24 protein-coding genes are annotated in these 24,563 nt (G+C 60.6%); 14 read left to right on the top strand and 10 right to left on the bottom strand.

Annotated features, from left to right (window positions below):
* Window positions 1–35 precede the first annotated feature (35 nt).
* The 3 genes from ACP15U_RS12625 (at window position 36) to ACP15U_RS12635 (ending at window position 3,352) form a co-directional block, all read left to right on the top strand.
* Complete coding sequence (locus ACP15U_RS12625) at window positions 36–2,003, top strand: heme lyase CcmF/NrfE family subunit (protein ID WP_425045501.1); 1,968 nt, start codon at window positions 36–38, stop codon at window positions 2,001–2,003.
* Window positions 2,000–2,473 carry a cytochrome c-type biogenesis protein gene (locus ACP15U_RS12630; RefSeq protein ID WP_425045502.1) on the top strand — a complete coding sequence of 158 codons (474 nt, stop codon included), beginning with the start codon at window positions 2,000–2,002 and terminating at the stop codon, window positions 2,471–2,473. Before ACP15U_RS12625 ends, ACP15U_RS12630 begins: the two co-directional genes overlap by 4 nt.
* Window positions 2,474–2,575: 102 nt before the next feature.
* The gene (locus ACP15U_RS12635; protein ID WP_425045503.1) at window positions 2,576–3,352 is read left to right on the top strand and encodes an enoyl-CoA hydratase-related protein; all 777 of its coding nucleotides are present in this window, start codon (window positions 2,576–2,578) and stop codon (window positions 3,350–3,352) included.
* 149 nt (window positions 3,353–3,501) lie between these two features.
* Here ACP15U_RS12635 and bmt read toward each other — a convergent pair whose 3' ends face one another.
* Window positions 3,502–4,512: a betaine--homocysteine S-methyltransferase gene (gene bmt / locus ACP15U_RS12640; protein WP_425045504.1), complete on the bottom strand. Its 1,011-nt coding sequence runs from the start codon at window positions 4,510–4,512 to the stop codon at window positions 3,502–3,504.
* Window positions 4,513–4,692: 180 nt separating this feature from the next.
* Window positions 4,693–5,010 (bottom strand): DUF1476 domain-containing protein, encoded by a 318-nt coding sequence (locus tag ACP15U_RS12645; protein WP_425045505.1) that lies wholly within the window; start codon window positions 5,008–5,010, stop codon window positions 4,693–4,695.
* 231 nt (window positions 5,011–5,241) lie between these two features.
* Between ACP15U_RS12645 and purC the strand changes: the two genes are divergently transcribed.
* The 6 genes from purC (at window position 5,242) to ACP15U_RS12675 (ending at window position 13,841) form a co-directional block, all read left to right on the top strand.
* Window positions 5,242–6,000, top strand: coding sequence for a phosphoribosylaminoimidazolesuccinocarboxamide synthase (gene purC / locus ACP15U_RS12650; protein ID WP_425045506.1), 759 nt, complete (start codon window positions 5,242–5,244; stop codon window positions 5,998–6,000).
* 104 nt (window positions 6,001–6,104) lie between these two features.
* Window positions 6,105–6,338: a phosphoribosylformylglycinamidine synthase subunit PurS gene (gene purS / locus ACP15U_RS12655; RefSeq protein WP_425045553.1), complete on the top strand. Its 234-nt coding sequence runs from the start codon at window positions 6,105–6,107 to the stop codon at window positions 6,336–6,338.
* Entirely contained in the window at window positions 6,335–7,003 is a 669-nt protein-coding gene (purQ, locus tag ACP15U_RS12660; protein WP_425045507.1) for a phosphoribosylformylglycinamidine synthase subunit PurQ, read from the top strand. The genes purS and purQ overlap by 4 nt, the downstream gene beginning before the upstream one ends.
* A 115-nt stretch (window positions 7,004–7,118) precedes the next feature.
* On the top strand, window positions 7,119–8,855 hold the full coding sequence (locus tag ACP15U_RS12665) for a sensor histidine kinase (protein WP_425045554.1): 1,737 nt from the start codon (window positions 7,119–7,121) through the stop codon (window positions 8,853–8,855).
* Between the two features lie 23 nt (window positions 8,856–8,878).
* The gene (locus tag ACP15U_RS12670; protein WP_425045508.1) at window positions 8,879–10,213 is read left to right on the top strand and encodes a sigma-54-dependent transcriptional regulator; all 1,335 of its coding nucleotides are present in this window, start codon (window positions 8,879–8,881) and stop codon (window positions 10,211–10,213) included.
* Window positions 10,214–10,856: 643 nt separating this feature from the next.
* On the top strand, window positions 10,857–13,841 hold the full coding sequence (locus tag ACP15U_RS12675; RefSeq protein WP_425045509.1) for an Rne/Rng family ribonuclease: 2,985 nt from the start codon (window positions 10,857–10,859) through the stop codon (window positions 13,839–13,841).
* Window positions 13,842–13,939: 98 nt separating this feature from the next.
* Here the strand turns inward: ACP15U_RS12675 and ACP15U_RS12680 are convergent, their stop codons facing one another.
* Complete coding sequence (locus ACP15U_RS12680; RefSeq protein ID WP_425045555.1) at window positions 13,940–14,173, bottom strand: sulfurtransferase TusA family protein; 234 nt, start codon at window positions 14,171–14,173, stop codon at window positions 13,940–13,942.
* A gap of 93 nt (window positions 14,174–14,266) precedes the next feature.
* Here ACP15U_RS12680 and ACP15U_RS12685 point away from each other — a divergent pair, with 93 nt between their 5' ends.
* The 4 genes from ACP15U_RS12685 to ACP15U_RS12700 all read left to right on the top strand — a co-directional run bounded on the left by ACP15U_RS12685 (window position 14,267) and on the right by ACP15U_RS12700 (window position 18,786).
* A complete protein-coding gene (locus ACP15U_RS12685; protein WP_425045510.1) occupies window positions 14,267–15,019 on the top strand; it encodes a cytochrome c biogenesis CcdA family protein in 753 nt (250 codons plus the stop codon).
* Between the two features lie 161 nt (window positions 15,020–15,180).
* Entirely contained in the window at window positions 15,181–16,428 is a 1,248-nt protein-coding gene (locus ACP15U_RS12690; RefSeq protein ID WP_425045511.1) for a hypothetical protein, read from the top strand.
* Window positions 16,425–17,789, top strand: a complete 1,365-nt coding sequence (locus ACP15U_RS12695) for a cytochrome P450 (protein WP_425045512.1) — start codon at window positions 16,425–16,427, stop codon at window positions 17,787–17,789. The genes ACP15U_RS12690 and ACP15U_RS12695 overlap by 4 nt, the downstream gene beginning before the upstream one ends.
* Before the next feature lie 115 nt (window positions 17,790–17,904).
* On the top strand, window positions 17,905–18,786 hold the full coding sequence (locus tag ACP15U_RS12700) for a fructose bisphosphate aldolase (RefSeq protein WP_425045513.1): 882 nt from the start codon (window positions 17,905–17,907) through the stop codon (window positions 18,784–18,786).
* Between the two features lie 98 nt (window positions 18,787–18,884).
* Here the strand turns inward: ACP15U_RS12700 and ACP15U_RS12705 are convergent, their stop codons facing one another.
* From ACP15U_RS12705 to fumC, 4 genes are all read right to left on the bottom strand, one after another.
* On the bottom strand, window positions 18,885–19,493 hold the full coding sequence (locus tag ACP15U_RS12705; RefSeq protein ID WP_425045514.1) for a DNA-3-methyladenine glycosylase I: 609 nt from the start codon (window positions 19,491–19,493) through the stop codon (window positions 18,885–18,887).
* A 68-nt stretch (window positions 19,494–19,561) separates the two neighbouring features.
* A complete protein-coding gene (locus tag ACP15U_RS12710; protein ID WP_425045515.1) occupies window positions 19,562–19,783 on the bottom strand; it encodes a ribbon-helix-helix domain-containing protein in 222 nt (73 codons plus the stop codon).
* Window positions 19,780–19,956, bottom strand: coding sequence for a DUF4169 family protein (locus ACP15U_RS12715; RefSeq protein ID WP_425045516.1), 177 nt, complete (start codon window positions 19,954–19,956; stop codon window positions 19,780–19,782). The genes ACP15U_RS12710 and ACP15U_RS12715 overlap by 4 nt, the downstream gene beginning before the upstream one ends.
* Complete coding sequence (gene fumC / locus ACP15U_RS12720; protein ID WP_425045517.1) at window positions 19,956–21,350, bottom strand: class II fumarate hydratase; 1,395 nt, start codon at window positions 21,348–21,350, stop codon at window positions 19,956–19,958. Before fumC ends, ACP15U_RS12715 begins: the two co-directional genes overlap by 1 nt.
* A gap of 225 nt (window positions 21,351–21,575) precedes the next feature.
* Here fumC and ACP15U_RS12725 point away from each other — a divergent pair, with 225 nt between their 5' ends.
* Window positions 21,576–22,136, top strand: coding sequence for a hypothetical protein (locus ACP15U_RS12725; RefSeq protein WP_425045518.1), 561 nt, complete (start codon window positions 21,576–21,578; stop codon window positions 22,134–22,136).
* A gap of 44 nt (window positions 22,137–22,180) precedes the next feature.
* On the opposite strand, the gene ACP15U_RS12730 is transcribed toward ACP15U_RS12725, so the two are convergent.
* The 3 genes from ACP15U_RS12730 to ACP15U_RS12740 form a co-directional block, all read right to left on the bottom strand.
* Entirely contained in the window at window positions 22,181–22,648 is a 468-nt protein-coding gene (locus ACP15U_RS12730; protein ID WP_425045519.1) for an SspB family protein, read from the bottom strand.
* A gap of 75 nt (window positions 22,649–22,723) precedes the next feature.
* On the bottom strand, window positions 22,724–24,013 hold the full coding sequence (chrA, locus tag ACP15U_RS12735) for a chromate efflux transporter (RefSeq protein WP_425045520.1): 1,290 nt from the start codon (window positions 24,011–24,013) through the stop codon (window positions 22,724–22,726).
* Between the two features lie 54 nt (window positions 24,014–24,067).
* Window positions 24,068–24,499 carry an ester cyclase gene (locus ACP15U_RS12740; RefSeq protein ID WP_425045521.1) on the bottom strand — a complete coding sequence of 144 codons (432 nt, stop codon included), beginning with the start codon at window positions 24,497–24,499 and terminating at the stop codon, window positions 24,068–24,070.
* Between the last annotated feature and the right edge of the window lie 64 nt (window positions 24,500–24,563).

The raw sequence follows: 24,563 nt of genomic DNA on the forward strand, positions 1-24,563 counted from the left end.
TGGCCCCGCCGAGGTGTCGGACTATACATCCGAACATGATTATCGAGCTCGGACATTTCGCCCTCATCCTCGCCTTTCTGGTCGCCATCGTGCAAACGGTGGTTCCGATGGTCGGGGCCGCCAAACGCTGGTCGAACTGGATGGCGGTGGCCGAGCCGGCCGCAAACCTGCAATTCCTGCTGACGGCCTTTGCCTTTGCCGCCCTGACATGGGCCTTCGTGACTTCGGATTTCAGCCTGCGTCTCGTGGTTCTTAATTCGCATTCGCTGAAGCCGATGATCTACAAGATCTCGGGCACATGGGGGAATCACGAAGGGTCGATGCTGCTTTGGGTGCTGATCGTGACGCTGTTTGGCGCAATGGCGGCATGGTTTGGCGGTGGGTTGCCTCCGACTCTCAAGGCGCGGGTCCTGTCTGTTCAGGCGGCGATCGGTGTCGCCTTTTTTGCCTTTATTCTGTTTACATCGAACCCGTTCCTGCGGGTGCCGGTACCGCCCTTTGACGGACAAGATCTGAATCCGCTTTTGCAGGATCCGGGTCTCGCGTTTCACCCCCCGTTTCTTTACCTGGGCTATGTGGGCCTGAGCATGGCCTTTTCCTTTGCGGTCGCTGCCCTGATCGAGGGGCGCGTCGATGCGGCTTGGGCGCGCTGGGTGCGACCTTGGACCTTGGCGGCATGGATATTCCTGACAATCGGCATCGCGCTGGGATCGTGGTGGGCGTATTATGAGCTTGGCTGGGGGGGCTTCTGGTTCTGGGATCCGGTCGAGAATGCCTCGTTCATGCCGTGGCTGCTGGCGGCTGCGCTGCTGCATTCGGCCATTGTCGTGGAAAAGCGCGAAGCCCTGAAAAGCTGGACTATTCTACTGGCGATCCTTGCCTTTGGCTTTTCCCTGATCGGGACTTTCATCGTGCGGTCGGGTCTTCTGACGTCGGTGCATGCTTTTGCCAATGACCCCGAGCGCGGAGTATTCATCCTGATCATCCTCGCTTTGTTCACCGGAGGGGCCCTGACGCTATTCGCGGCGCGGGCGCAGGCGATGGAGGCCAAGGGTGTCTTTTCAATGGTCAGCCGGGAGAGCGCGTTGGTGCTCAACAACATCCTGCTGGCGGTCAGTGCCTTTGTGGTGTTCTTCGGAACGCTCTGGCCGATTGTCGCCGAGATGTTTTTTGACCGGAAGCTGTCTGTCGGAGCGCCATTCTTCAACATGGCCTTCACCCCGTTCATGGTGGCTATCGGGCTCGCCCTTCCGATCGGAGCGATGCTGCCGTGGAAGCGGGGGCGGCTGGGCCGTGTTGTCTGGTCGCTGCGGTATGCGCTGGGTCTTGCGCTGGCAATGGCAGGCCTTGTCTGGGTGATGCAGACGGGGCAGAGCCTTTTGGGGCCGGTCGGCCTGTTTCTCGGGGCGTGGGTCACGGCCGGGGCGCTCGTGGATCTCTGGTCTCGGTCTGGTCGGGGGATCAACCGGTTTGGCCGAATGTTCCGCCTGCCGCGCGCGGATTGGGGCAAGGCCGTCGCCCATATCGGGCTGGGCGTGACCATCTTTGCCATCGCTGGCCTGACAGCGTGGGAGCGCGAGGATATTCGTGTTGTGCAAACGGGTGAGCCCTATGAGGTTGGCCCGTATACCCTAGTGCTGGAAGGGGTCGAACGTGTGCGCGGGCCGAACTACCTTTCGACAATGGCCTCGGTGCGCCTGTCCCGCGATGGTCGCGAGATCGCGGTGCTGAACCCGGAAAAGCGGGATTATCCTGTTGCCCGGATGCCCACGACCGAGGCGGCCATCGACTATCGCATCATGCGTGACGTTTATGTGGTGATCGGCGACGAACAAGCAAACGGCGGGTGGACAGTGCGCACGTATATCAAACCGTTTGCAAACTGGATCTGGGGCGGCAGTATCCTGATGGCCTTGGGTGGTGCCCTCAGCCTGTCGGACCGGCGATTCCGGGTTGCGGCGGGTGCGCGCAAAACGCCGGCCGGAGGAGTGCCCGCAGAATGAGACTGTTTGCTTTTTGCATCATTCTGGCGTCGTTGGCGGCGATCCTGCTGAGCGTTCCGGCGCATGCGGTGCAGCCGGACGAGGTTCTCGAGGACCCCGCGCTGGAAGCCCGGGCCCGGGAATTGTCCAAGGATCTGCGTTGTCTCGTCTGCCGAAATGAAAGCATCGACGAAAGCAACGCCGATCTGGCGCGCGACCTGCGTTTGCTGGTGCGGGAACGGTTGGTGGAGGGTGACAGCAACGAAGAGGTCATCGACTTCGTCGTGGACCGGTATGGCGAATATGTGCTGTTGCGGCCAACCACCTCGGGCGCGAACTGGATGCTATGGGCGGCGGGGCCGATCATGCTGCTGATCGCGGGTGGCATGGGGTTTGTCTATCTGCGCCGCAGGGAACAGGCACCGCGCTCCGCCGAAGCCGGTTTGAGCGAAGACGAGCGGAAGCGGCTCCAGGAAATTCTCGACGAGTGACGCCGGGTTGGGCTTTTCCGATGCGCGGCTTTGCGGCACCCTGCACTGAAACCGGAGTTTCCGACAGAAACCCGTGCGCAATTGCAATGCAGGGACGACATCATGGAATATGAAACCATCACGCTGGAGCAAACGGACGGCCTTGCGGTTCTGACGCTGAACCGGCCGGACAAGATGAACGCGCTGACCAGCCAGATGCGCGCCGAGATCACCTATGCCATGGGAGAGGCAGCCAACACCGCGCGGGTCATCGTGATGACCGGCGCAGGCAGGGCGTTCTGCACCGGGCAGGATCTTGGCGACGCCGGTGCAACGGGCAAGGTCGATTTGGAGCGCACGTTGCGCGAAGAATACAACCCCATGCTCGAGGCGGTCTATGACTGCAAGGTGCCGACGATTGCCGCCATCAATGGACCGGCAGCCGGGGCAGGGGCCAATCTTGCTCTTGCGGCGGATGTGGTGATCGCAACCGAAAGCGCCTACTTCCTTCAGGCCTTTGCCCGGATCGGCCTGATGCCGGATGCGGGCGGCACCTGGCATATGCCGCGTCAGATGGGCATGGCCAAGGCGATGGGTGCGGCGCTGTTTGCCGACCGGATCACGGCCCGGCAGGCGGAGCAATGGGGCATGATCTGGGAAGTGGCCGAAGACGAAGCGTTTGAAGCATGCTGGCGCGGCCGTGCCAAGTTTCTGGCCGAAGGTCCGACCGAGGCATTCCGCGCGATCAAGGCCGCGATCCGGGGTACCTATGGCAAGACCCTGTCCGAACAGCTGACTGTCGAGGCTCATCTGCAGGGCGGTCTGAACCGGACCCGGGATTTTCAGGAAGGTGTTCTGGCCTTTCTCGAAAAACGGCCTGCGGCTTTCGAGGGGCGCTGAAGAAACCCGCCCGGACGTATCCGGGTTAGCATTTTTTTGATCCGGGTCACGCATCCAGCCCCGGGGACCCGGGAACCAAAAAAATCGGGCGGTCTGTTTTGCAGGCCGCCCGTAGCATTTTTGACATTCTGGAGAAATCCAGGTGTTGCTCAGGCGCGGCGGCGGCGCGACCGGCGCTTTGGAGCCTCCGATTCCCCGGTGCCGTCTGACGCGGACGAAAACGGGCCAATCTCGGCGGCAATCTGATCCAATGTCGGGCGTTCTCCGCGCGGTGTGTTATCGAGTGCGGCGCGCATGGCCCGCAGGTGATCGGGCATGGTGCCACAGCAGCCACCGACAATAGATGCACCGGCATCGCGGGCCAGAACCGCATAGCGGCCCATCAGCTCAGGCGTGCCATCGTAGTGGATGTGGCCATCGACATATTTCGGAATTCCGGCGTTGCCCTTGGAAATGATCGGGCGCTCGGTGCCCTGTGCGGCAAAGCCCAGCACCGTGCGAAGAATGTCGGAGGCGCCGGTTCCACAATTGGCCCCAAATGCCAGCGGGGGATTGGGCAGATCCTCAACCAGTTGCGCAAGATCAGCCGATGTCACGCCCATCATGGTGCGTCCGGCGGTGTCAAAGCTCATGGTGCCGCACCACGGCAGGTCAACCTTCGAGAAGGCCTCGGCAGCGGCGCGAAACTCTTCGGGTGCAGAGATTGTTTCGAGCCACAGGGCGTCGGCGCCACCTTCTTTCAGAGCGTCCGCCTGTTCGTGGAACATCTCGACGGCATCAGCATGGCTGAGCGAGCCCACCGGCTCCATGATGTCACCGGTCGGTCCGACCGATCCGCAGACTGCGATCGTGCGGTCGGCCTTGTCGGCGACCTCGCGCGCCAGCTCGACCCCGGCACGATTCAGTTCCCGCACCCGGTCCTGGGCGTCGTGCAGCTTCAGTCGCGATGCATTACCGCCAAAGGTGTTGGCCAGAAACAGGTCGCTGCCGGCATCTACCGCGCCCTTATAGAGTGCGCGGATCTTGTCCGGCTCGTCAGTGTTCCACAGCTCGGGTGCATCGCCCGATTGCAGCCCCATGTTGAACAGGTTGGTTCCGGTGGCCCCATCGGCCAGCAATGTGCCGCGTGCGGCCATCAATTCGGAAAGGACTTTGCTCATGATCTTGGTTCCACGCTGGGGGCCAAAACGCGCCCTGTTGACCGGGGCAGGTCGGCCAAAATGTGAGACGCCCCGTCTGTCATGAACGGGGCGTTTGATCAAACTCATAATCCTCATGAAGAATATGAGGGCAGCGCTCATGCACCTGAGCCGTCCGGGCAACCGGCCCGGGGCGGGCGCCTAGTCGCTTTCGCTCATCACTTGGGATTTGGCTTCGGGCAGCAACTCGGCCATCTTGGCGCGGACAGTGTCGGCGTCGGACAGCTCGCCCAGATCACCGGCCACCTTGCGCACCACGTCCTCGTGTCCGGCTTCTTCGAAATCAGCCAGCACGACGGTTTTGGCATAGTCTTCGGCGGCGTCGCCCGATTTGCCCATCAGGCCGGCAGCCCAGAGCCCCAGCAGCTTGTTGCAGCGGGCCTGTGCCTTGAACTGCATTTCCTCATCATGGGCAAACTTGGCTTCGAATGCGTTTTCGCGATCGTCGAAGGTGGTCATGTGGCGGACCTCATTTCACAAAATTGGAATATTCTTCATCCGAGATATGGCCTTGCGCGTCGGGCAGCGCAAGAGGAACTTCGTGCGGCAAAGCCGCCCGCGAACGGATGATCAGATCCTGTGGCAACATCTCGGCATGCCGGCCAGCTTGCGGCGCGGGGGCGCTTGCACTAAGAGGGCGCCAGACAGGGGGATTCCGCCTCCAGCAGATCCAGCCCGGAAAGGTCCGCAATGGCGCGTCGCAAGAAAATCTACGAAGGCAAGGCGAAGATTCTGTACGAAGGCCCCGAACCCGGTACCATCGTGCAGTATTTCAAGGACGATGCTACCGCCTTCAACGCCGAGAAACGGGACGTGATCGAAGGCAAGGGTGTGCTGAACAATAGGCTCAGCGAGTTCTTTATGCTGGGGCTTAACCAGATTGGCGTGCCGACTCATTTCCTGAAGCGGCTGAACATGCGCGAGCAGCTTGTGCGGTCCTGCGAGATCGTGCCACTGGAAGTGATCGTGCGCAATTTCGCCGCCGGGTCGATGTCCAAGCGGCTGGGGATCGAGGAGGGCACCCAGCTGCCGCGCCCGATCGTGGAGTATTGCTACAAGGACGATGCGCTTGGCGACCCGCTGGTCACCGAAGAGCATATCGCCGCTTTTGGCTGGGCCAGCCAACAGGACATGGACGACATCCTGAGCCTTGCGCTCAGGGTGAACGACTACCTCTCAGGATTGATGTATGGCGTGGGCATCAAACTGGTGGATTTCAAGATCGAGATCGGCCGGATCTACGAGGGAGATTTCATGCGCCTGATCGTGGCCGACGAGATCAGTCCCGACAGCTGCCGGCTCTGGGACATCGAAACCGGCCAGAAGCTGGACAAGGATGTGTTCCGGCGTGATCTCGGCGATCTCACGGATGCCTATTCCGAGGTTGCACGTCGTCTTGGCGTGATGCCGAAATCGGCGCCGGTGACAAAGCCGACGCTGATCAACTGAAGCCGATCAAATGAGGCCGCGCGCCCGGTGGCGGGCGTCGGCAATTGAGTATTTGGAAAAAGATGAAGCCCATCGGGGCTTCGGGACTGCTGCGAGGGCACGAGATGAAAGCACGGGTTCATGTAATGCTGAAGAACGGGGTTCTGGATCCGCAGGGCGAAGCGGTTCGCCACGCGCTTGGAGCCATGGGTTTTGACAAGGTCGAAGGTGTGCGCCAGGGCAAGGTTATCGATCTGGAGCTGGCAGACGGAGCCAGCGAAAAAGACGTCGCCGACATGTGCGAAAAGCTGCTCGCCAACACCGTGATCGAATCCTACAGCATCGAGATGCAGGGATGAAGGCGGCGGTCGTAGTCTTCCCGGGCTCGAACTGCGATCGTGATCTTGCGGTTGCGTTCGAACAGGCTGGGTTTGATGTGTCGATGGTCTGGCACAAGGATGCCAGCCTGCCCGACGGCATCGATATTGTCGGTGTCCCCGGTGGCTTTTCCTATGGTGACTACCTGCGCTGCGGTGCGATCGCCGCGCAGTCTCCGATCTGCAAGGCGGTTGTGAACCACACCGAGCGGGGAGGGTATGCCTTCGGTGTCTGCAACGGCTTCCAGATCCTGACCGAAACCGGGGTTCTGCCGGGCGCGCTTCTGCGCAACGCCGGGCTGAAATATATCTGCCGGACGGTGGCGCTGAAAGTCGAAACCGGAAGCAGTGCATTTACCGAAGGGTATGAGGTTGGATCGGTGATCGACATTCCGATTGCCCATCACGACGGAAACTACTTTGCCGATGACAGCACGTTGGCCGAACTGCGCGATCAGGACCGGATCGCCTTTACCTATGTCGATAATCCGAATGGCTCTTGCGCGGATATCGCTGGTATCCTCAGCAGCAACCGGCGAGTATTGGGCATGATGCCCCACCCCGAACGGGCGGCGGATGATGGCCACGGCGGAACCGACGGGGTGGCGCTCTTCCGCGCATTGGCGGGGGTGCTGACACCTGCGTGACTTGAGCCCGGCGACGCAGGCGCGTAGCTTGGGGCACATGACGCGTGACATTGAGAAACCGGATCAGGTTTCGGATCAGGTTTCGGGGCGAACTTCGGGCTGGTCCGTGGCCCGCATGTGGCCACAGTCCGGCTCTGTCAGCTGGCGCGTCAGGGCCGCGCTGGTCCTGCTCATGGTTGTGGCAGCCTCGACGGTGTGGATCACCAACAGGCTGCTCACGGATCGTTTCACCGAAAGCACCCGCAACCGGGCCGAGCTGCGGCTGGCGCTGTACGGCGGCAACCTGCTGAGCGAACTGCGCCGCAATGCCATCGTACCGCAGTTGCTTGCGCGCGACCCGAACCTGATCTCTGCCCTGCAATCCAAAGATTACAGCCGTTCGACCCAGCGGTTGATCTCGTTTGTCGAAGAGATCGGTGCGGCTTCGCTGATGCTGCTGGATCAAGACGGGCGCGTGGTTGCAGCCACCGACCGCAACCGGTTGGGTGAACAGCACAGGGCATCATCGTATTTCGTCGATTCGATCCGCGCTAACGCAACGATCTTTTCCGCGATCCAGAATGAGGCCGGGGGCTATCAGTTCGCCTATAGCCGGCGGCTCGAAGACGGTTCCGGCGTGCTCGGGGTAATTGTCGTAGAAGTGGATCTGCAAAAGTTCGAAAGGGCATGGGCCGGGATTTCAGACGCGGTTTTGGTGACGGACAGTTCCGGCACCATCATTCTTGCGACCGAGTCGCGCTGGCGTGGCCTGAGTGTCGACGAAGCGCTCAAGAGGCAGACCCCGCAGGGGGCCATCCAGCGGGCAATTCGGGTGACAACGGACTGGACCGCTCTGCCGCCAGATGCCTATCTGCGCGGCGAAGCAGTGATGCGGATGGAAAACCGCCTGCCGTTCCGCGGCTGGCAGATGACCTCGTTCACCACCTTTGCTTCGATCCGCGAGCGGGTGAATGCCGTACTGGCGTTGGAGATCATGGGCTTTGCCATCCTGCTGGCGCTGGCCTTCTACTTCCTCAGCCGCAAGAATGCGGTGCGAATGGCGTTGTTCCAACGGGAGTCGGCTGAACTTCGTGTTCTGAACGCCCGGTTGCAAAGGGAAATTGCCGAGCGCGAGCGGGTGCAGGAAACTCTCGCGGTGGCCGAGCAGTCGCTGGCTCAGAGTTCAAAGCTGGCGGCATTGGGAGAGATGTCCGCCGCTGTCAGCCACGAACTGAATCAGCCTTTGGCGGCGATGAAGACCTATCTTGCCGGCGCGCGGCTGTTGTTGCGGCGCAACCGGCCCGAAGAAGCGCTGGCGTCGTTCGGCCGGATTGATGACCTGATCGAACGCATGGGGGCGATCACCCGGCAGCTCAAATCCTATGCCCGCAAGGGGGCCGACAGCTTCTCGCCGGTGAATATGCGTGACGCGCTGGCGGCGTCGATCTCGATGATGGAACCGCAGCTGCGGCAGCGCCATGTAAAAATCACCCAGACCCTGCCGGAAGAACCGGTTCTGGTCATGGGCGACCGGATGCGGATTGAGCAGGTTCTGGTCAACCTCTTGCGAAATGCGCTTGATGCCACCAAATCTGTAGAAAGCCCCGAGGTCGAGATCATTCTGGCCAAGGGCGAGACTGCGACCCTGACGGTGCGCGACAACGGCGACGGGATCGAGGATCTCGATGCCCTCTTTGAGCCGTTCTATACAACCAAGCAGCCCGGTGATGGGGTTGGGCTGGGGCTGGCGATTTCCTCGGGGATCGTGAGCGATCTGGGTGGTCGACTGACAGCCCGCAACGGTCAACGCGGCGGCGCAGTGTTCGAAATGCAGCTGCCGGTGCTGGAAGACGGCATCGAGGCAGCAGAGTGATTAATGGATAGGGGATACGATCTATGGCACAGGCCATGAAGATTGCGATTGTCGACGACGAGCAGGATATGCGCCAGTCGATCAGCCAATGGCTGGCTTTGTCGGGCTACGACACCGAAACTTTTGCCAGCGCCGAGGATGCACTCAAGCAACTGGGACCGGACTATCCGGGTATCGTTATTTCCGACATCAAGATGCCGGGCATGGACGGTATGCAGTTTCTCAAGAAGCTGATGGGAAATGACAGCGCGCTTCCGGTGATCATGATCACCGGTCACGGCGATGTTCCGATGGCGGTCGAAGCAATGCGGGTCGGGGCGTTCGATTTCCTTGAAAAACCGTTCAGCCCGGATCGCATGTCCGAACTGGCAAAGCGCGCCACGGTGGCGCGCCGGCTGACACTGGATAACCGGGCCCTGCGGCGAGAGCTGAGCGACGGCACCCAGATCATGAACAAGTTGATCGGCGCCAGCCCAGACATGGTGCGGTTGCGTGAGGATATTCTCGATCTCGGGCAGGCAGACGGCCATGTGCTGATCGACGGCGAAACCGGGACCGGCAAGACTCTGGTGGCGCATGCGCTGCACGCCGTAGGCAGCCGGGCCGGCAAGAAGTTCGTTCTGGTTTCCTGTGCTGCACTTGAAGACGAGGCGCTGTCAAAGCGGCTGTTTGGGCCGATGCTGCCCGAAGATTCTCAGTTGCCTGCCATTGAGGAAGCACGCGGCGGTACTCTCGTTCTTGAGGATATCGAGGCGCTGTCCGATACATCTCAGGCCCGTCTGCTTTCTGTGATCAACCAGCAGGGCACTCCGGCCGAAACCCGGATCATTGCCATTTCCAACCTGCAGGAAGCTGGGAAAACCTGCGAGGACGCGCTGCGTCCGGACCTGTTTTACCGCCTCGCAGCCCTGCGTCTGACCATGCCACCGCTGCGCCAGCGCGGCGAGGATATCCTGACGCTGTTCACGCGGCTGTCCGAACAGTTTGCCGAGGAATATGGCTGTGACGCTCCAAAGGTCAGCGCTCAGGAAGCGGCGCAATTGCTTCAGGCACCGTGGCCGGGCAATGTGCGGCAGCTGATCAATGTTGCGGAACGCGCGGTGCTGCAATCGCGGCGCGGCTCGGGCACCATCGCCTCGCTCTTGATGTCGGACCATGAAGAGATGCAGCCGGTTATGACCACCGAGGGCAAACCCCTGAAAGAGTATGTCGAAGCGTTCGAGCGCATGCTGATCGACAACACGATGCGCCGCCACAAGGGCTCGATCGCTTCGGTGATGGATGAACTGTGCCTGCCGCGTCGGACCTTGAACGAGAAAATGGCAAAATACGGCTTGCAGCGGGCCGACTACCTGTGACTCAGCGCGCGGTTCTGGAAACGGTTCCGGGTAAAGCGGCCGAAATCAGCCGTTCCCCGGACAATCCGGACGCATGGGCGAGCTAAGGGCTAAATGCTGCAAATCAGGCTGTTTGGCAGGGCGTCGCCCCAATTTGGCACACTTTTAGCGTGTGCCAAGGATCTGCCTTTGCGTTTTGCCCATTGTCATTTGACCGGACTCTCCCTTAATGTGGATAAACGGGCCTGCGCCAGATGCGCCAGAGGTCCGGATATTTGAGTTTCGCTGCTTCGGGTTTGAACCGGCAAGGAGCCGGCAGTCCGAAGCAGACCGATCACGCTCCCGATTGGGAGCATTGCAACGCCTTCGCTTGCGGGACACTCGCAGGTGAGAGGAATAAACGGGCAGGCGCCGGACATATTCGCGCCTGTCGGAGAAGAACCGCGATGACGCGCGCGCGCAACTTGAGCTTACGGGCAGGGGGCCGGATGGCCGAACCCTACGTGGCCGGACCCAATGTGGCCGGCTCTCCCGTAGCCGGTAATTGGCATGCGCCGTTCAATATCGCCCAGACAAGACACCCCGCCAAACGTAATCTCCCGAAATCACTGTGCCCGCCAGGGCGCAGGCGGCGAGCGCGTGTGGCGCGGTGCACCAAGGACATATGGCTAAGAAAATGCTCATCGATGCCACCCACGCGGAGGAAACCCGCGTTGTGGTGGTCGACGGAAACAAGGTTGAGGAATTCGACTTTGAATCCGAAAATAAGCGCCAGCTTGCCGGCAACATCTATCTCGCCAAGGTAACACGGGTCGAACCGTCCCTTCAGGCAGCATTCGTTGACTACGGTGGAAACCGACACGGGTTTCTCGCCTTTTCCGAGATCCATCCGGACTATTATCAGATCCCGGTCGCTGACCGCGAAGCACTGATGGAAGAAGAGCGCGCCCACGCCGAAGCGATGCGCGCGCGGGACGAGGAAGAAGAAGCCAAGCCCGGCAAGTCGCGCCGGTCCCGGTCTCGCCGGGGCAAGGGCGACGCAAAGGCTGACAAAAAGGCTGAAATGAAATCCGAAACCCTGGCCGAGGGGTTGAAATCCGATGATGCGGTCGAGACCCTCGAGGTCGAAATCCGTGGCATGGAAACCATCGATCTGGACGGGACCGAAATCGCCGAAGGTGCCGATCCGCGTGATGTGCCCGAAGGCAGCTCGCCGATGGAAACCGTGGCCGACACTCCGGTGGAAGAGCCCGAAGATAACGGGGCTGCGCAGGGTGATGACGGTGCCGACGCAGCGAAACAGGCCGTTTCGGGTGACGGCGAAAAAGACGCCGCACCGGAAGCCTCTGTTTCGGATGATGCTGCCGACAGCACAGAAGACGGCGAACCAGTTGTAGCCGAGACTGCGGCGGAAGATGATTCCAGGGCAGAAGATGTTGCCGAGGGCGACGCCGAAGCCAAACCAGCCGAAGCCGGTGCAGAGGAATCCGCATCAGACGAGGCCGACAAAACGACCGCGAAAGAGGCCGAAGCCGAGGATGAAGATGCCCCGCAGCGGGCCGACGCGACCTCGAAGGATGACAGCATCGAATCCGTCGCCGACGAGGATGACAGCGAAGACATTCGCCCGCCGCGCAAACCGCGCGCGCGCCGCTACAAGATCCAGGAGGTCATCAAGGTCCGGCAGGTTCTGCTGGTGCAGGTGGTCAAAGAAGAGCGCGGCAACAAAGGGGCTGCGCTGACAACTTATCTGTCGCTGGCTGGTCGTTACTGCGTTCTTATGCCCAACACCGCGCGCGGTGGCGGCATTTCCCGCAAGATCACCAATGCCACCGATCGCAAAAAACTCAAGGACATCGCCGCCGAAATCGACGTGCCGACCGGCGCGGGTCTTATCGTGCGCACTGCCGGGGCCAAGCGGACAAAGGCCGAAATCAAGCGGGACTACGAATACCTTCAGCGGCTCTGGGAACAGATCCGCGAATTGACGCTGAAATCGATTGCCCCCGCCAAGATCTATGAAGAGGGCGACCTGATCAAACGCTCGATCCGCGATCTGTACAGCCGCGAGATCGACGAAGTGCTGGTCGAAGGTGAGCGCGGATATCGTACGGCCAAGGACTTCATGAAGATGATCATGCCGTCCCACGCCAAGAACGTGCAGCAATACTCAGGCGGTTTGCCGCTGTTTGCGCGTTATCAGGTCGAAAGCTATCTCAGCTCGATGTTCAACCCGACGGTTCAGCTGAAATCCGGCGGCTACATCGTGATCGGTGTGACCGAGGCACTGGTGGCCATCGACGTGAACTCGGGCCGCGCCACCAAGGAAGCCTCGATCGAGGAAACCGCACTCAAGACCAATCTGGAGGCGGCCGAGGAAGTGGCCCGCCAGCTTCGGTTGCGCGACCTCGCAGGCTTGATCGTGATCGACTTCATCGACATGGACGAGCGCAAGAACAACACCGCCGTCGAAAAGCGGATGAAGGACAAGCTCAAGACCGACCGCGCTCGCATTCAGGTGGGTCGGATCAGCGGTTTTGGTCTGATGGAGATGTCGCGTCAACGTCTGCGCCCGGGTATGATCGAGGCCACGACCCAGCCTTGCCCGTCCTGCCACGGGACCGGACTGATCCGGTCGGATGACAACATGGCGTTGTCGATCCTGCGTCAGATCGAGGAGGAGGGCACTCGCGGCCGCTCGCGCGAGGTATTGGTGCGCTGCCCCGTGACCATTGCCAACTTCCTGATGAACCAGAAACGCGAGCATATCGCCCAGATCGAGGCCCGCTATGGTCTGTCGATCCGGATCGAAGGTGATGTGCATCTTGTCAGCCCGGATTTCTCGCTTGAAAAGTTCAAGACAGCAACGCGTGTGGTGCCCGAGGCCACCGCGCCTGTGGTGTCGGTCGATACCCGGTTGATGGAGCAGATCGACGCCGACGAAGAGGCGCCCGCCGAGGAGGTGTCTGAGACACCCGAGGGAGACGCGAAACCCAAGCGCAAGCGTCGCCGTCGCCGGCGCAAGTCCAAGGCCGCTCAGGATGAGAATGGGGGCGATACGGCCTCCGAGAACGGCGCGGAGGCAGGGGCTGAGGCGTCCGAAGACGTATCGGCAGAGGGTGCCACCGCCGACGAGGCAGAGGCTCCGGAGGCCGAAGTAACCGAAAAGCCCGCCAAGAAAACACGCACCCGGACCCGCAGCCGGTCGCGGTCTCGCAAGAAGGCCAGCGAAGCGGAGGAAGTCCCCGCGGAAGAGGCCGCAGACGCCGCTTCGGAAACGCCCGCCGAAGAAACAGGTGCGGAACGGGCCGAAGAAGAAGCCAAGGAGAAAGCCGGTGAAATCGGCGACGCGGTTTCGGCTTCGGCAGAGGATCAGGCCGAGGCAACAGCCACTGAAGCGCCGGTTGAAGCCACGTCCGAGAGCGCCCCGGAAGAAGCCGCACCAGCCGAGGTCATTACGGCCGAAGTGCAGGCTGAACCCGCAGCCGAAGAACCGGTTTCTGTAGTTGCCTCGGCAGAGGAGCCGTTCGCAAACGGAACGGCTGTTGACGAGGGGACGGAACCGGAACTCGAAACGGTGTCCGCCGAGCCGGAAACACCGGATCCTTCCAAGCCGAAACGTCGTGGCTGGTGGTCGATCGGTCGCTGAAGTAAATCACATTCAGATCGGGCGGGCCTGTCAGGGCGCGCCCGATTTCGTTCGTGACAACAGTTCTGTGGGCGCGCTTTCGGGGCAGGGTGACCGGCTTAGCTGCCTTTGCGGATAAGGTAAATCTGCTGCCCGGAGTCTTCGCTCTGCGATATCAGTTCATGTCCGGCTTCGGTACAGAAATGTGGCACGTCAATGATCGCAGCCGGATCGTCGGCCAGCATTCTTAGAACAGCGCCATCGGGCAGGGATTTCAACCGTTTGCGGGCCTTAAGAACAGGCAGCGGGCATAACAGTCCCAATGCGTCCAGCGTTTCGGTGATCTCGGTCATGGCTCGCAGATAGGACGGATTTGTTCCCCTGTCCACAGGGTTGTGACTGCTTGCCGCGTGACGTGCCCGCGACAATGGCATATGTGCGATACTATGTTCGGAATCGATATCATCGACGCGGCCTTGCTGCCTGCCATGATCGTGGCCCTCATGGCCGGGGTCATCAGTTTCCTGTCACCTTGCGTTCTTCCGATCGTGCCGCCGTATCTTGCCTATATGAGCGGTGTATCGGTCAGTGAGCTGAGCGAAGGGGAAGGGGCCGCCAACAAGGCGTTGGGCCCGGCGGTTTTCTTTGTTCTGGGCCTGTCGACCGTTTTCCTGTTTCTGGGGTTCACCGCTTCGGCGATCGGCACCGTGTTTTTGCAGTACCAATCCACGTTCAACACCCTTGCCGGGCTGTTGGTGATGATCTTTGGCGCGCATTTTGTCGGGGTCTACCGGATCGGGTTTCTGGACCGCGAGGCACGCATCGACGTGGGCGACCGGGGTGGAAGTGCCTTTGGTGCCTACATTCTCGGCCTCGCTTTTGCCTTTGGATGGACCCCCTGTATCGGGCCGCAGCTGGGCGCGATCCTGTCGATGGCGGCCTCTGAGGCGTCGGTGACCCGTGGCACGCTCCTGCTGGCGGTCTATGCGATGGGGCTGGGTATTCCGTTTCTGCTTGTGGCTGCATTCCTGCCGCGCCTGACCGGGCTGATGGGCTGGATGAAGCGTCACATGGAGCAGATCGAGCGGGTCATGGGGCTGCTGTTGTGGACCATTGGCCTGCTGATGCTGACCGGCGGTTTTTCGGCCTTTTCCTACTGGCTGCTCGAAACCTTCCCGGCACTGGCCACGTTGGGCTGAAACGGCTGACCCATCCGGGATGGTGGCACCATGCTCACGATCCGCTGAAAGGGCAGGACAGCCAAGAAAAACGAGCGGAACTCTCTCCGGGTCTTACTCTTGCCCGAATGCTGCGCTAGCCTCTGCCTAACGAGGCGAAAGACCCGGCGAGGCGTTTAGGAATGAGCGGTCAGTCGCAACTGCTGAAGGAAAGGGATGCCGAACGACAGGTGCGGCGGCGCCGGGTGTTCTACATTCCGGGCTATGATCCCATCCATCCGCGCCGTTACCGCGAGCTCTACCGCAAGGAAGGGGCGGCGCAGGCAAAGATCTCGGGGTATCAGATCGACCTGAAACCCAAGACCACGAAGGGTCCATACGGCTGGCACGTGACCTCGAGGCAGCACGGGAAGGAAACTGACACCGACGTCGACGTGCTGGTCTGGTCCGACATTGTCCGGGGCAGCATGTCCAACACCATACCTGCCACATATCTTCAAATGCTGCGCACGGCCTGGTGCTACATCGGTTCGGGGGCGCTGTGGCGCTTGATGCGGCTCAGAAAGGGCCCGGTCATCGCGGCGCTTTATCCGGTTGGTGCACTGATCCTGCAGGCGCTGCTGGCTGTTCTGCTGGCATGGGGCGTGGCACGGGCGGTGGCATTGATTCCACTGCCCCTCATGTCTTTGGCGGGGCTGGTTCTCGGGGGCGGGGCGGGTATCGCCCTTCTCAGATGGTTCCGGGTGCGGGATGGAAAGTTCTTTATTTACTACCTGATGCACGACTATGCCTATTCAGCCCAGTTCAGGGGCGCCAATCCACCCGAGCTTGAGGTGCGAATGGCAGAGTTCACAGAGCAGATCGCCGAGGCGTTGCAGAGTGAGGTGGATGAGGTTCTGGTGGTTGGTCATTCTTCAGGTGCCCATGTTGGGGTTTCGGTTCTGGCCGATCTGATCCGATCCGGGCGGGTGTCTGAAGATGGACCTGTGCTTTCCTTCCTGTCTTTGGGGCAGGTGGTGCCGATGGTCTCGTTCCTGCCCGACGCACACCGGATCAGGGCGGATCTGCAGTTCCTGTCGGGGCGAAATGAACTGGCTTGGGTCGATGTCTCGGCCCCCGGCGACGGCTGCGCCTTTGCGCTTTGTGATCCGGTCGGCGTCAGCGGTGTGGCCCCGGAAGGCAAGCATTGGCCATTGGTGATTTCGGCCGCCTTCACCCAGACGCTGAGCCCCGAGCGCTGGAAAGAACTGCGCTGGCGCTTCTTCCGGCTTCATTTTCAATATCTCTGCGCTTTCGACCAGCCCGGAGATTATGACTATTTCCGGATCACCGCAGGGCCACGGGTGCTGGGGGATCGGTATGCCGGGCGCGCGCCGTCGAAATCCCGGATCACGAAAACCGTGTCAAAGTTCACTTCGGTGGCACCGTGACTGCACCTTTGCCTCCGAAACCGCCCGCGCGGCCGGACAAGGTTTCGCTTTTGCGATACCTGCGGCTGTTTCGCGACGATATCCTGTCCGCCCAGCCAGCAAAACTCTATCGCGCCTGGATGGCCGAGTTTCGGACGCCGTTTTTTCGGTCTTTTCTGCTGAATCAGCCCGATCTGATCCAGACCGTGCTCAAGGAGCGGCCCGATGATTTTCCCAAATCTGGTCGGGTCAGCGAAGGGCTGCGTCCGCTGCTGGGTAATTCGGTCTTTCTGACCAATGGTGAAACATGGAAACGGCAGCGGCGCATCATCGACCCGGCATTTGAGGGTGGGCGGCTGAAGGATACTTTTCCTGCCATGTGGGCCGCGTCCGAGGCGGCGGTTGGGCGGCTGGCACAAGCGGGCGAGACAGTTGAGATCGAAGAGGTCACAAGCCACGCGGCAGCGGACGTGATCTTTCGCACCCTGTTCTCAATCCCGATCGAACATGAGGTCGCCGCGCAGGTCTTTGCCCGGTTTCGCGCCTACCAGCGGGCGCAGCCGATCCTGAACATCGCGGCCTTTGTGCCTCTGCCCCGCTGGATGCCGCGGTTTCATTCCCGCGAAACGCGGGCCAATGCAGCCAAAATCCGGGGTCTGATCGCACATCTGACAGCCGAGCGCATGAAGGCAATCACCGCAGGCGCGGCCCCGGACGATCTGGCCACAAAGATCATGACCACGGCGGACCCCGAGACCGGAGAACGCTTTGACACCGATGAGATGGTCGATCAGGTGGCGATCTTTTTCTTGGCGGGACATGAAACTTCGGCTTCGGCACTGGCCTGGACGCTCTACCTGATGGCGCTTTACCCGGAGTGGCAGGAGCGGCTGGCACAAGAGGCAGAGCAGCTTGGTGCTGGCGAGCCGGGCTTTGCCGTGATGTCAAAACTGCGCCTCAGCCGCGACGTGTTCCGCGAGGCGCTGCGGCTCTATCCGCCGGTGCCGATGATGGTCCGTCAGGCAAGCTGCCCCGAGCGGTTCCGCGACCGCGACATTCCCAACGGTGCGCAGCTAGTGCTGAGCCCGTGGCATCTGCATCGCCACGAACGGCTCTGGGATAACCCCGATGGATTCGACCCGACCCGCTGGCAGACCGAGAACGGAAAAACATGCCAGCGCACGGCCTATATGCCGTTTTCTGCAGGTCCACGTGTGTGCACCGGTGCAGGGTTTGCTATGGTCGAAGGCCCGCTGATCCTGTCGATGCTGTTGCGCCGCTTCCGATTCGAGCGCATCGAGGGGCGTGACCCGGTTCCGGTGGCCCACCTTACGGTCCGCGCAAAGGATGGCATCTGGTTGCGGGTGATGCCGCGCAACTGACCCCAGCATTGTGTATCCGGGCATTCCCGGCCCGTTCGGGAACTGAACACGCTACCATCGCGCGCAGGCTTGTTGTATCCGGGTGCCAACGAGAATCAGATTACGGGAAAAAGTCATGTCCAAGGCAGATCAGCGCAAACAGATGGCGGAAGGTGCAGGGTTCATTGCGGCCCTTGATCAGAGCGGCGGCTCGACACCGAAGGCGCTGGCGCTTTATGGCGTGGACGCCTCGGGCTACGGTTCCGAAGAAGAGATGTTCGACGAGATCCAGCGCATGCGCGCGCGGATCATCCTTGCCGACGGCTTCACCCGCGACAAGGTGATCGGGGCGATCTTGTTCGAGCGCACCCTTGGCGAAGCAATCAACGGCAAGAAGGTTGCAGACTATCTGTGGTCCGAGAAAGGGATCGTCCCTTTCCTGAAGATCGACAAGGGGCTGGCCGACGAGGCCAATGGCGTGCAGATGATGAAGCCGATCCCGGGACTGGCGGAAACGCTGGCCAAGGCCGACGGCGTGTTTGGCACCAAGGAACGTTCGGTGATCCACGAGGCCAACGCAGAAGGGATCGCCGCCGTTGTGGCGCAGCAGTTCGACGTCGCCCGTGAAGTGATTGCCGCTGGCATGGTGCCGATCGTCGAACCCGAGGTGAACATCCATTCCGAGACCAAATCCGAGGCCGAGGACATCCTGAAAGCGGAGATCCTGAAAAACCTCGACGCGCTCGAAGACGGGCAGGACGTGATGCTCAAACTGACCATCCCGAACAAGGAAGGTCTGTATGACGATGTCGCAGATCACGCCCGCGTTGTGCGGGTGGTGGCGCTGTCGGGTGGCTATTCCACCGCAGATGCCTGCGAAAAGCTGAGCCGGAATGCCAAGATGATCGCATCATTTTCGCGCGCGCTGACCGAAGGTTTGTCCAAGCAGCAGTCGGACAGCGAATTCAACACGGCGCTGGGTGGCAACATCGACAAGATCTATCAGGCCTCTGTCTGAGCGTTTCAACTAAGACGTTGAAAGCCGCCTTCGGGCGGCTTTTATTTTGTTCAAAAGGTCTTACGCGGACTTCCTGATGTAAGAGATGCGATAATTCCCTATGCCGGTCGTGCAAAATCCTGCCGCAGCCGAGCCGCTTTTGCGCGCATGACGCAACCCTCGGCGTGGTCATTGACCAACCCCATTGCCTGCATGAAGGCATAGACCGTTGTTGGGCCGACGAATTTCCAGCCGCGCTTCTTGAGATCCTTGGACATGGCCACCGAATCGGGCGTGGTGGAAACGGTTTGCGGCGGCGGCAGGTTGTCCGGGTGGGGCTCGAACCGCCACGCATAGGCCGCCAGTGATCCCTCCTGCGCCACAAGTTCCCGCATCCTGCGTGCATTGTTGATTACCGCCTCGATCTTGCCCCGGTGGCGGATGATACCGGCATCCTGCAACAGCCGCTCAACGTCCGCGTCCCTGAACTCGGCCACTCTTTCATAGTCGAACCCCAGAAAAGCCGTCCGGAAATTCTCTCGCTTCGCTAGGATCGTGCGCCAGCTCAGCCCGGACTGGAAGCTTTCCAGACACAGCTTTTCAAAAAGGCGAATGTCATCGTCGACCGGGTATCCCCATTCAGTGTCGTGATAGGCAAAGAACTCAGGGGCGGCCTGGCACCAGCGGCAACGCGGTTGCCCATCCGGGCCGGGAACGGTTTCGGTCATGGCGGTAGTTCCCCCTTTGTTCTGAGAGCTCTGAGCATACAGCCAGTATTTCGCGTCTTCCGCAAGCCTCAATCGCCGTTGCGATACCAGTTCAGAACAAAGACACGAATAGCAGAGGCAAGGCCGGTATCGGGATCGCGCGAAACATCAATTTCGGCGGCTAACACATTGATCGGAAGGTCTTTGGCGCTGGCGATTTCGCGAAAGGCCTGCCAAAACTCATCCTCGAGAGAAACCGAAGTGCGATGCCCTTTGAGCGTCAGGGAGCGTTTGACGGGCGGCCTGCTCATCCGTCGCGCTCGTGCCCGTCCAGATCCTTGCGGGCTTTGTCGGCGCGCGCCCTGTCCAGATCCTTGTCGGCCTTGCTGCGGCCGAACTTTGCCGCGTTGGCGTCTGCGCGGGCCTTTTTCTCGGCCCGCGCCTTTTCTTTTCGAAACCGGTTCAGGTTGACCGGCTTTCCCATCAGTCCTTGGGCCCGATCATCTGTTCGGGACGCACGACGGCGTCAAAGGTCGCCTCGTCGACAAAGCCGAGTGCGACGGCCTCTTCCTTGAGTGTCGTGCCGTTCTTGTGGGCAGTCTTGGCAACCTTGGTGGCGTTGTCATAGCCGATGGTCGGAGCCAGCGCGGTCACAAGCATCAGCGATTCTTTCATCAGCTTGTCGATGCGCGGTTCATTGGCCTTGATGCCGTTGAGCATCCGCTCGGTGAAGCTGTCGGCCACATCCCCAACAAGCTGGATCGACTGAAGCAGGTTGTAGCTCATCATCGGGTTATAGACGTTCAGCTCGAAATGCCCTTGCGATCCAGCGAACTTGATTGCGGCATCGTTGCCCATGACATGAGCCGCCACCTGCGTCATCGCTTCGGCCTGGGTCGGGTTGACCTTACCGGGCATAATCGAAGAACCGGGCTCGTTCTCGGGCAGGATCAGCTCGCCCAGACCGGAACGCGGACCGGACCCGAGAAAGCGGATATCGTTGGCGATCTTGTACATCGCCCCCGCCACAGTAGACAGCGCTCCGGACATGAACACCATCGCGTCATGTGCCGCCAGTGCCTCGAACTTGTTTGGCGCGGTGACGAAGGGCAGGCCGGTGATCTCGGCCATATTGGCAGCCACGGCCTCGCTCCAGCCCTTCTGGGTGTTGAGACCGGTGCCAACGGCGGTACCGCCCTGTGCCAGTTCATAGATGCCCGGCAGCGCGGCCTCGACCCGGGCGATGCCCTGACGGATCTGATGCGCGTAGCCACCGAACTCCTGTCCCAAAGTCAGCGGCGTGGCGTCCTGCGTATGGGTGCGGCCGATCTTGATGATGTCCTTGAATTCTTTGGACTTGGCTTCGAGCCCCGCCAGAAGCTTGTTCAGGCCGGGCAACAGCACGTCGCGCACGCTCATTGCGGTGGCAATGTGCATGGCGGTCGGGAACGTATCGTTCGAGGATTGCCCCATGTTGCAATGATCGTTCGGGTGCACCGGATCCTTGGAGCCGATCACGCCGCCGAGGATCTCGATCGCGCGGTTCGCGATCACTTCGTTCGAGTTCATGTTCGACTGGGTGCCCGATCCGGTCTGCCAGACCACCAGCGGGAAATTGTCGTCGAACTTTCCGGCCACCACTTCGGATGCGGCCTGAATGACGGCATCGGCGATCTTTGCGTCCATCTTGCCGGTGGCCTTGTTCTGCATGGCGCAGGCCTGCTTGATGACACCCAGCGCCCGCACAATGGCAACGGGCTGTTTTTCCCATCCGATGGGAAAGTTCATGATCGACCGTTGAGTCTGCGCGCCCCAATACTTGTCAGAAGGGACTTCCAGAGGACCAAAGCTGTCGGTTTCAGTGCGGGTTGCGGACATGCGTCACTCCATATGGTATGCGGTTGTATGCCGTTTAGCCAGAAGCCCGGTTCGGCGCAATTGGCCAGTTGCGCGCACCATAAGAGCGGGTAGAAAAAAGCGCCAGACGTCAGGGCGATATTCCGTCACGGATGACGCTGGACACCGTTTGGTGAAGTGGGCTGTGTTGTTCCTGTGCGCCTGCAGTGTAGTATGATCAGGCAACCGCAGCCGAGGAGGCCTTTCATGACGCTCTCTGTTTTCGCCGTCCGTCCCGTGACCTTGGTCTTTGGGATGGTCTTGGCGCTTGGTCTTTCCAGTCTGGCGCAGGCCGGAGAAGCGTTGATTGAACCCTTCGTTGGGGAATACGCGGGGTCCGCTTCGCTGGACAACGCCGACGGATCGACCACGCCGCGCGACATGAGCGTGTCTATCTCGGAAACCAAGGACGGATTCAACGTGAGCTGGACCTCGACGACCCACAAGCCTGACGGGCGCATCAAAGAAAAGTCCTATAGCATCGACTTTTTGCCAACGGACCGGGACGGGATCTATTCCGCCGCCATGGAGCGCAATGTCTTTGGCCATGCCGTGCAACTCGACCCGATGAAAGGGGAGCCCTTTGTCTGGGGCCGGATCACAGGCGATGTGCTGACGGTGTTCTCGTTGTTCGTCGACGATCAGGGTGGGTATGAGATGCAGCAATTCGACCGCAGGCTTGCAGATGGTGGGCTTGATCTGGAGTTCTCGCGGTTGCGCGATGGCGAACCGATGCGCAGCGTATCGACCTTCCTTGAAAAACAGTAGAACCGGACGTCAGCCGTGAAACTTTGGCCCAGCGAGGTCAACGATCAGGGTTTTCGGAAACTGTCCAGCGATACAACCTCCGCGTCATGCGGTTCGGTCTCTTCCCTCTCGTCCAGATCGGCGACCTCATCCTCATCCGGATCCTGGTCGTCCTCGTCATCTGCGTTCTCGAAACGAAGCCCGAACTCAACCGATGGATCCACGAAAGTCTTGATCGCGTCATACGGCACGTAAAGCGGCTCAGGTGCGTCGCCGAAATTCAGAGTTACGGCGAACCCGTCATCCCCCACATCGAGATTTTCGAACCAGTGCTGCAGAACGATCGTCATCTCTGTCGGATAGCGGTCTATCAACCAGTCCGCCATCTGGGCGTCGGGATGGGTGGTGTTGAATGTGATGAAAAAATGATGCGCACCCGGCAGGCCGGATTCGGACACATCGGTCAGCACGGTCTTGATCAGACCACGCATCGCCGTGTGCATAAGGTTACCGTAATCAATATCTCGGGACATGCCTTTACCCCAGTCTTTTGAGGTTCAGCATAAGCTGTTTTTTCGGAAACGAAAGAGCGTGCGAGAGAATTTCGGTCATGTCGCAGAAAGCACCAGATGCAGCGCCAGCCCGGTCACGGCGCAGATTAGCAGCACGCGGCCAAGCCCTTGTTTAAGAACAAGCATCAAGGCAGCTGCGAGCAGGGTCAGCGTCAGGGCGCGCGGGTCGAGCGTAAACCAGTCGGGCGCCGGGAAAGAGAGCGGTCCGACGCTCTGCGTGTTGATCCCGGAAAACAGAACATTCAGTCCGAACCAGACCGAAAGATTCAGGATCACGCCAACCACGGCTGCGGTGATGGCTTTCATTGCGGCGCCAAGCCGGGGCAGGGCAGAGATCTGCTCCAGATAGGGTCCAGCGAGGAAGATCCACAGGAAACAGGGGACGAAAGTTGCCCAGAGCGCGACAACTCCCGCAGCGATGGCAAGCCCGGGTCCGCCTTGCAAAGAGCCAGTCAGCATGGCGACAAACTGAGTGACGAGACTCAGCGGCCCCGGTGTGGTTTCGGCCAGTCCAAGCGCGTCGATCATCTGCGACAGCGAGATCCATTGATAACTGTCGACAACCGTTTGCGTCATATAGGCCAGAACCGCGTAGGCGCCGCCAAAGGTTACAACCGCAAGCCATGCAAAGAACCAGCCGACCTGGGCCAGCAATGTCTGCCCGGTCAGCGTCAGTGCCGCCAATGGCAGCAACCAGAGCGGTAGCCATATCGCGATCACGCGCAGCGGTGAGGCAAGGGTCGGGATCATGGGGTCCGGGGAACCCGTAGGTAGCTCGGCGGGTGGACGCATCGCACCAATCAATGCCGCAAGTCCGATGATGATCGGGAAAGGCACGTTGAGCGTGAAAACCGCAAGAAAGCTGGCAACCGCAAGCGCATAGCTGAGCCGCGTTCCAAGCGCTCTTCGCGACACCGCCAGCACCGCCTGTAAAACGATCACGATGACAGCGGATTTGATGCCCAGAAAGGCGGCTTGAACCGCAGGCAGAGTGCCGAACCGGACATAGAGTGTCACCAGTCCCGCGATCACGGCGGCACCGGGCAACACGAACAGGCCGCCCGCAATCAGTCCGCCAGCGATGCCGCGCAATCGCCAGCCTGCGTAGGTGGCCAGTTGCATGGCTTCGGGGCCGGGGAGCAGCATACAGAATGACAGAGCCCGCAGAAACTGGTCTTCGTCCAGCCAAGACCGGTCCTCTACAAGTTCCCGGTGCATCAGCGCGATCTGCGCGGCCGGTCCACCGAATGACAGCAGGCCGATCCGCCCAAAAACACGGGTAAGTTCGCGCGTCGTGGGGCGCAGAGGATGTGAATCGCTGTCCATACCCCTTGCCACCACGGCCAGCGCCGGGGATCAAGCCCGCATCGGCCGACCGTGTCAGGCGAAATCCAGCTTCTGACCGGTCATGGCGATCGGGAGTGTATCCGGGGGCATCTGACCCAGTTGCTCAAAAAGCGAGACATAGTCGAACTGGTTGTAGGCTTCGACAATCCTCTGCCCATTGGTGCGCACCATGGTCATGCCGGTAACCGTGACCGGAGCACCGTTGTCGGCCCGTTTCATGTCGGCCTTGAGGATCGCGCTGGCCCAGTCGCCCTGTTCCACGATCATCGGCATCTCGAACTTGATGTCTTCCAGATGCATCTGGAACGCCCCGACCAGATCCCGGAAATCGTCGATCCCCACCCGCATTTCCGGGATAATCCCGGCGGCCTTGGTGTCCGGGGTGAAGTAATCGTCAATCGCGTCCAGGTTTCCGTTGACCCAGACCTCTTCATACCACTTGTGGAGCAGTTCCGCGTTTGTCATGTTAGCCTCCGTCGCTTGGACAGGAGACTGAAGCAAAAGGGTCAACATTTTCTGAATGCGGAAT

It is taken from the genome of Primorskyibacter sp. S87 (genome assembly GCF_049801055.1).
Taxonomy (GTDB): Bacteria; Pseudomonadota; Alphaproteobacteria; order Rhodobacterales; family Rhodobacteraceae; genus JBNAGF01.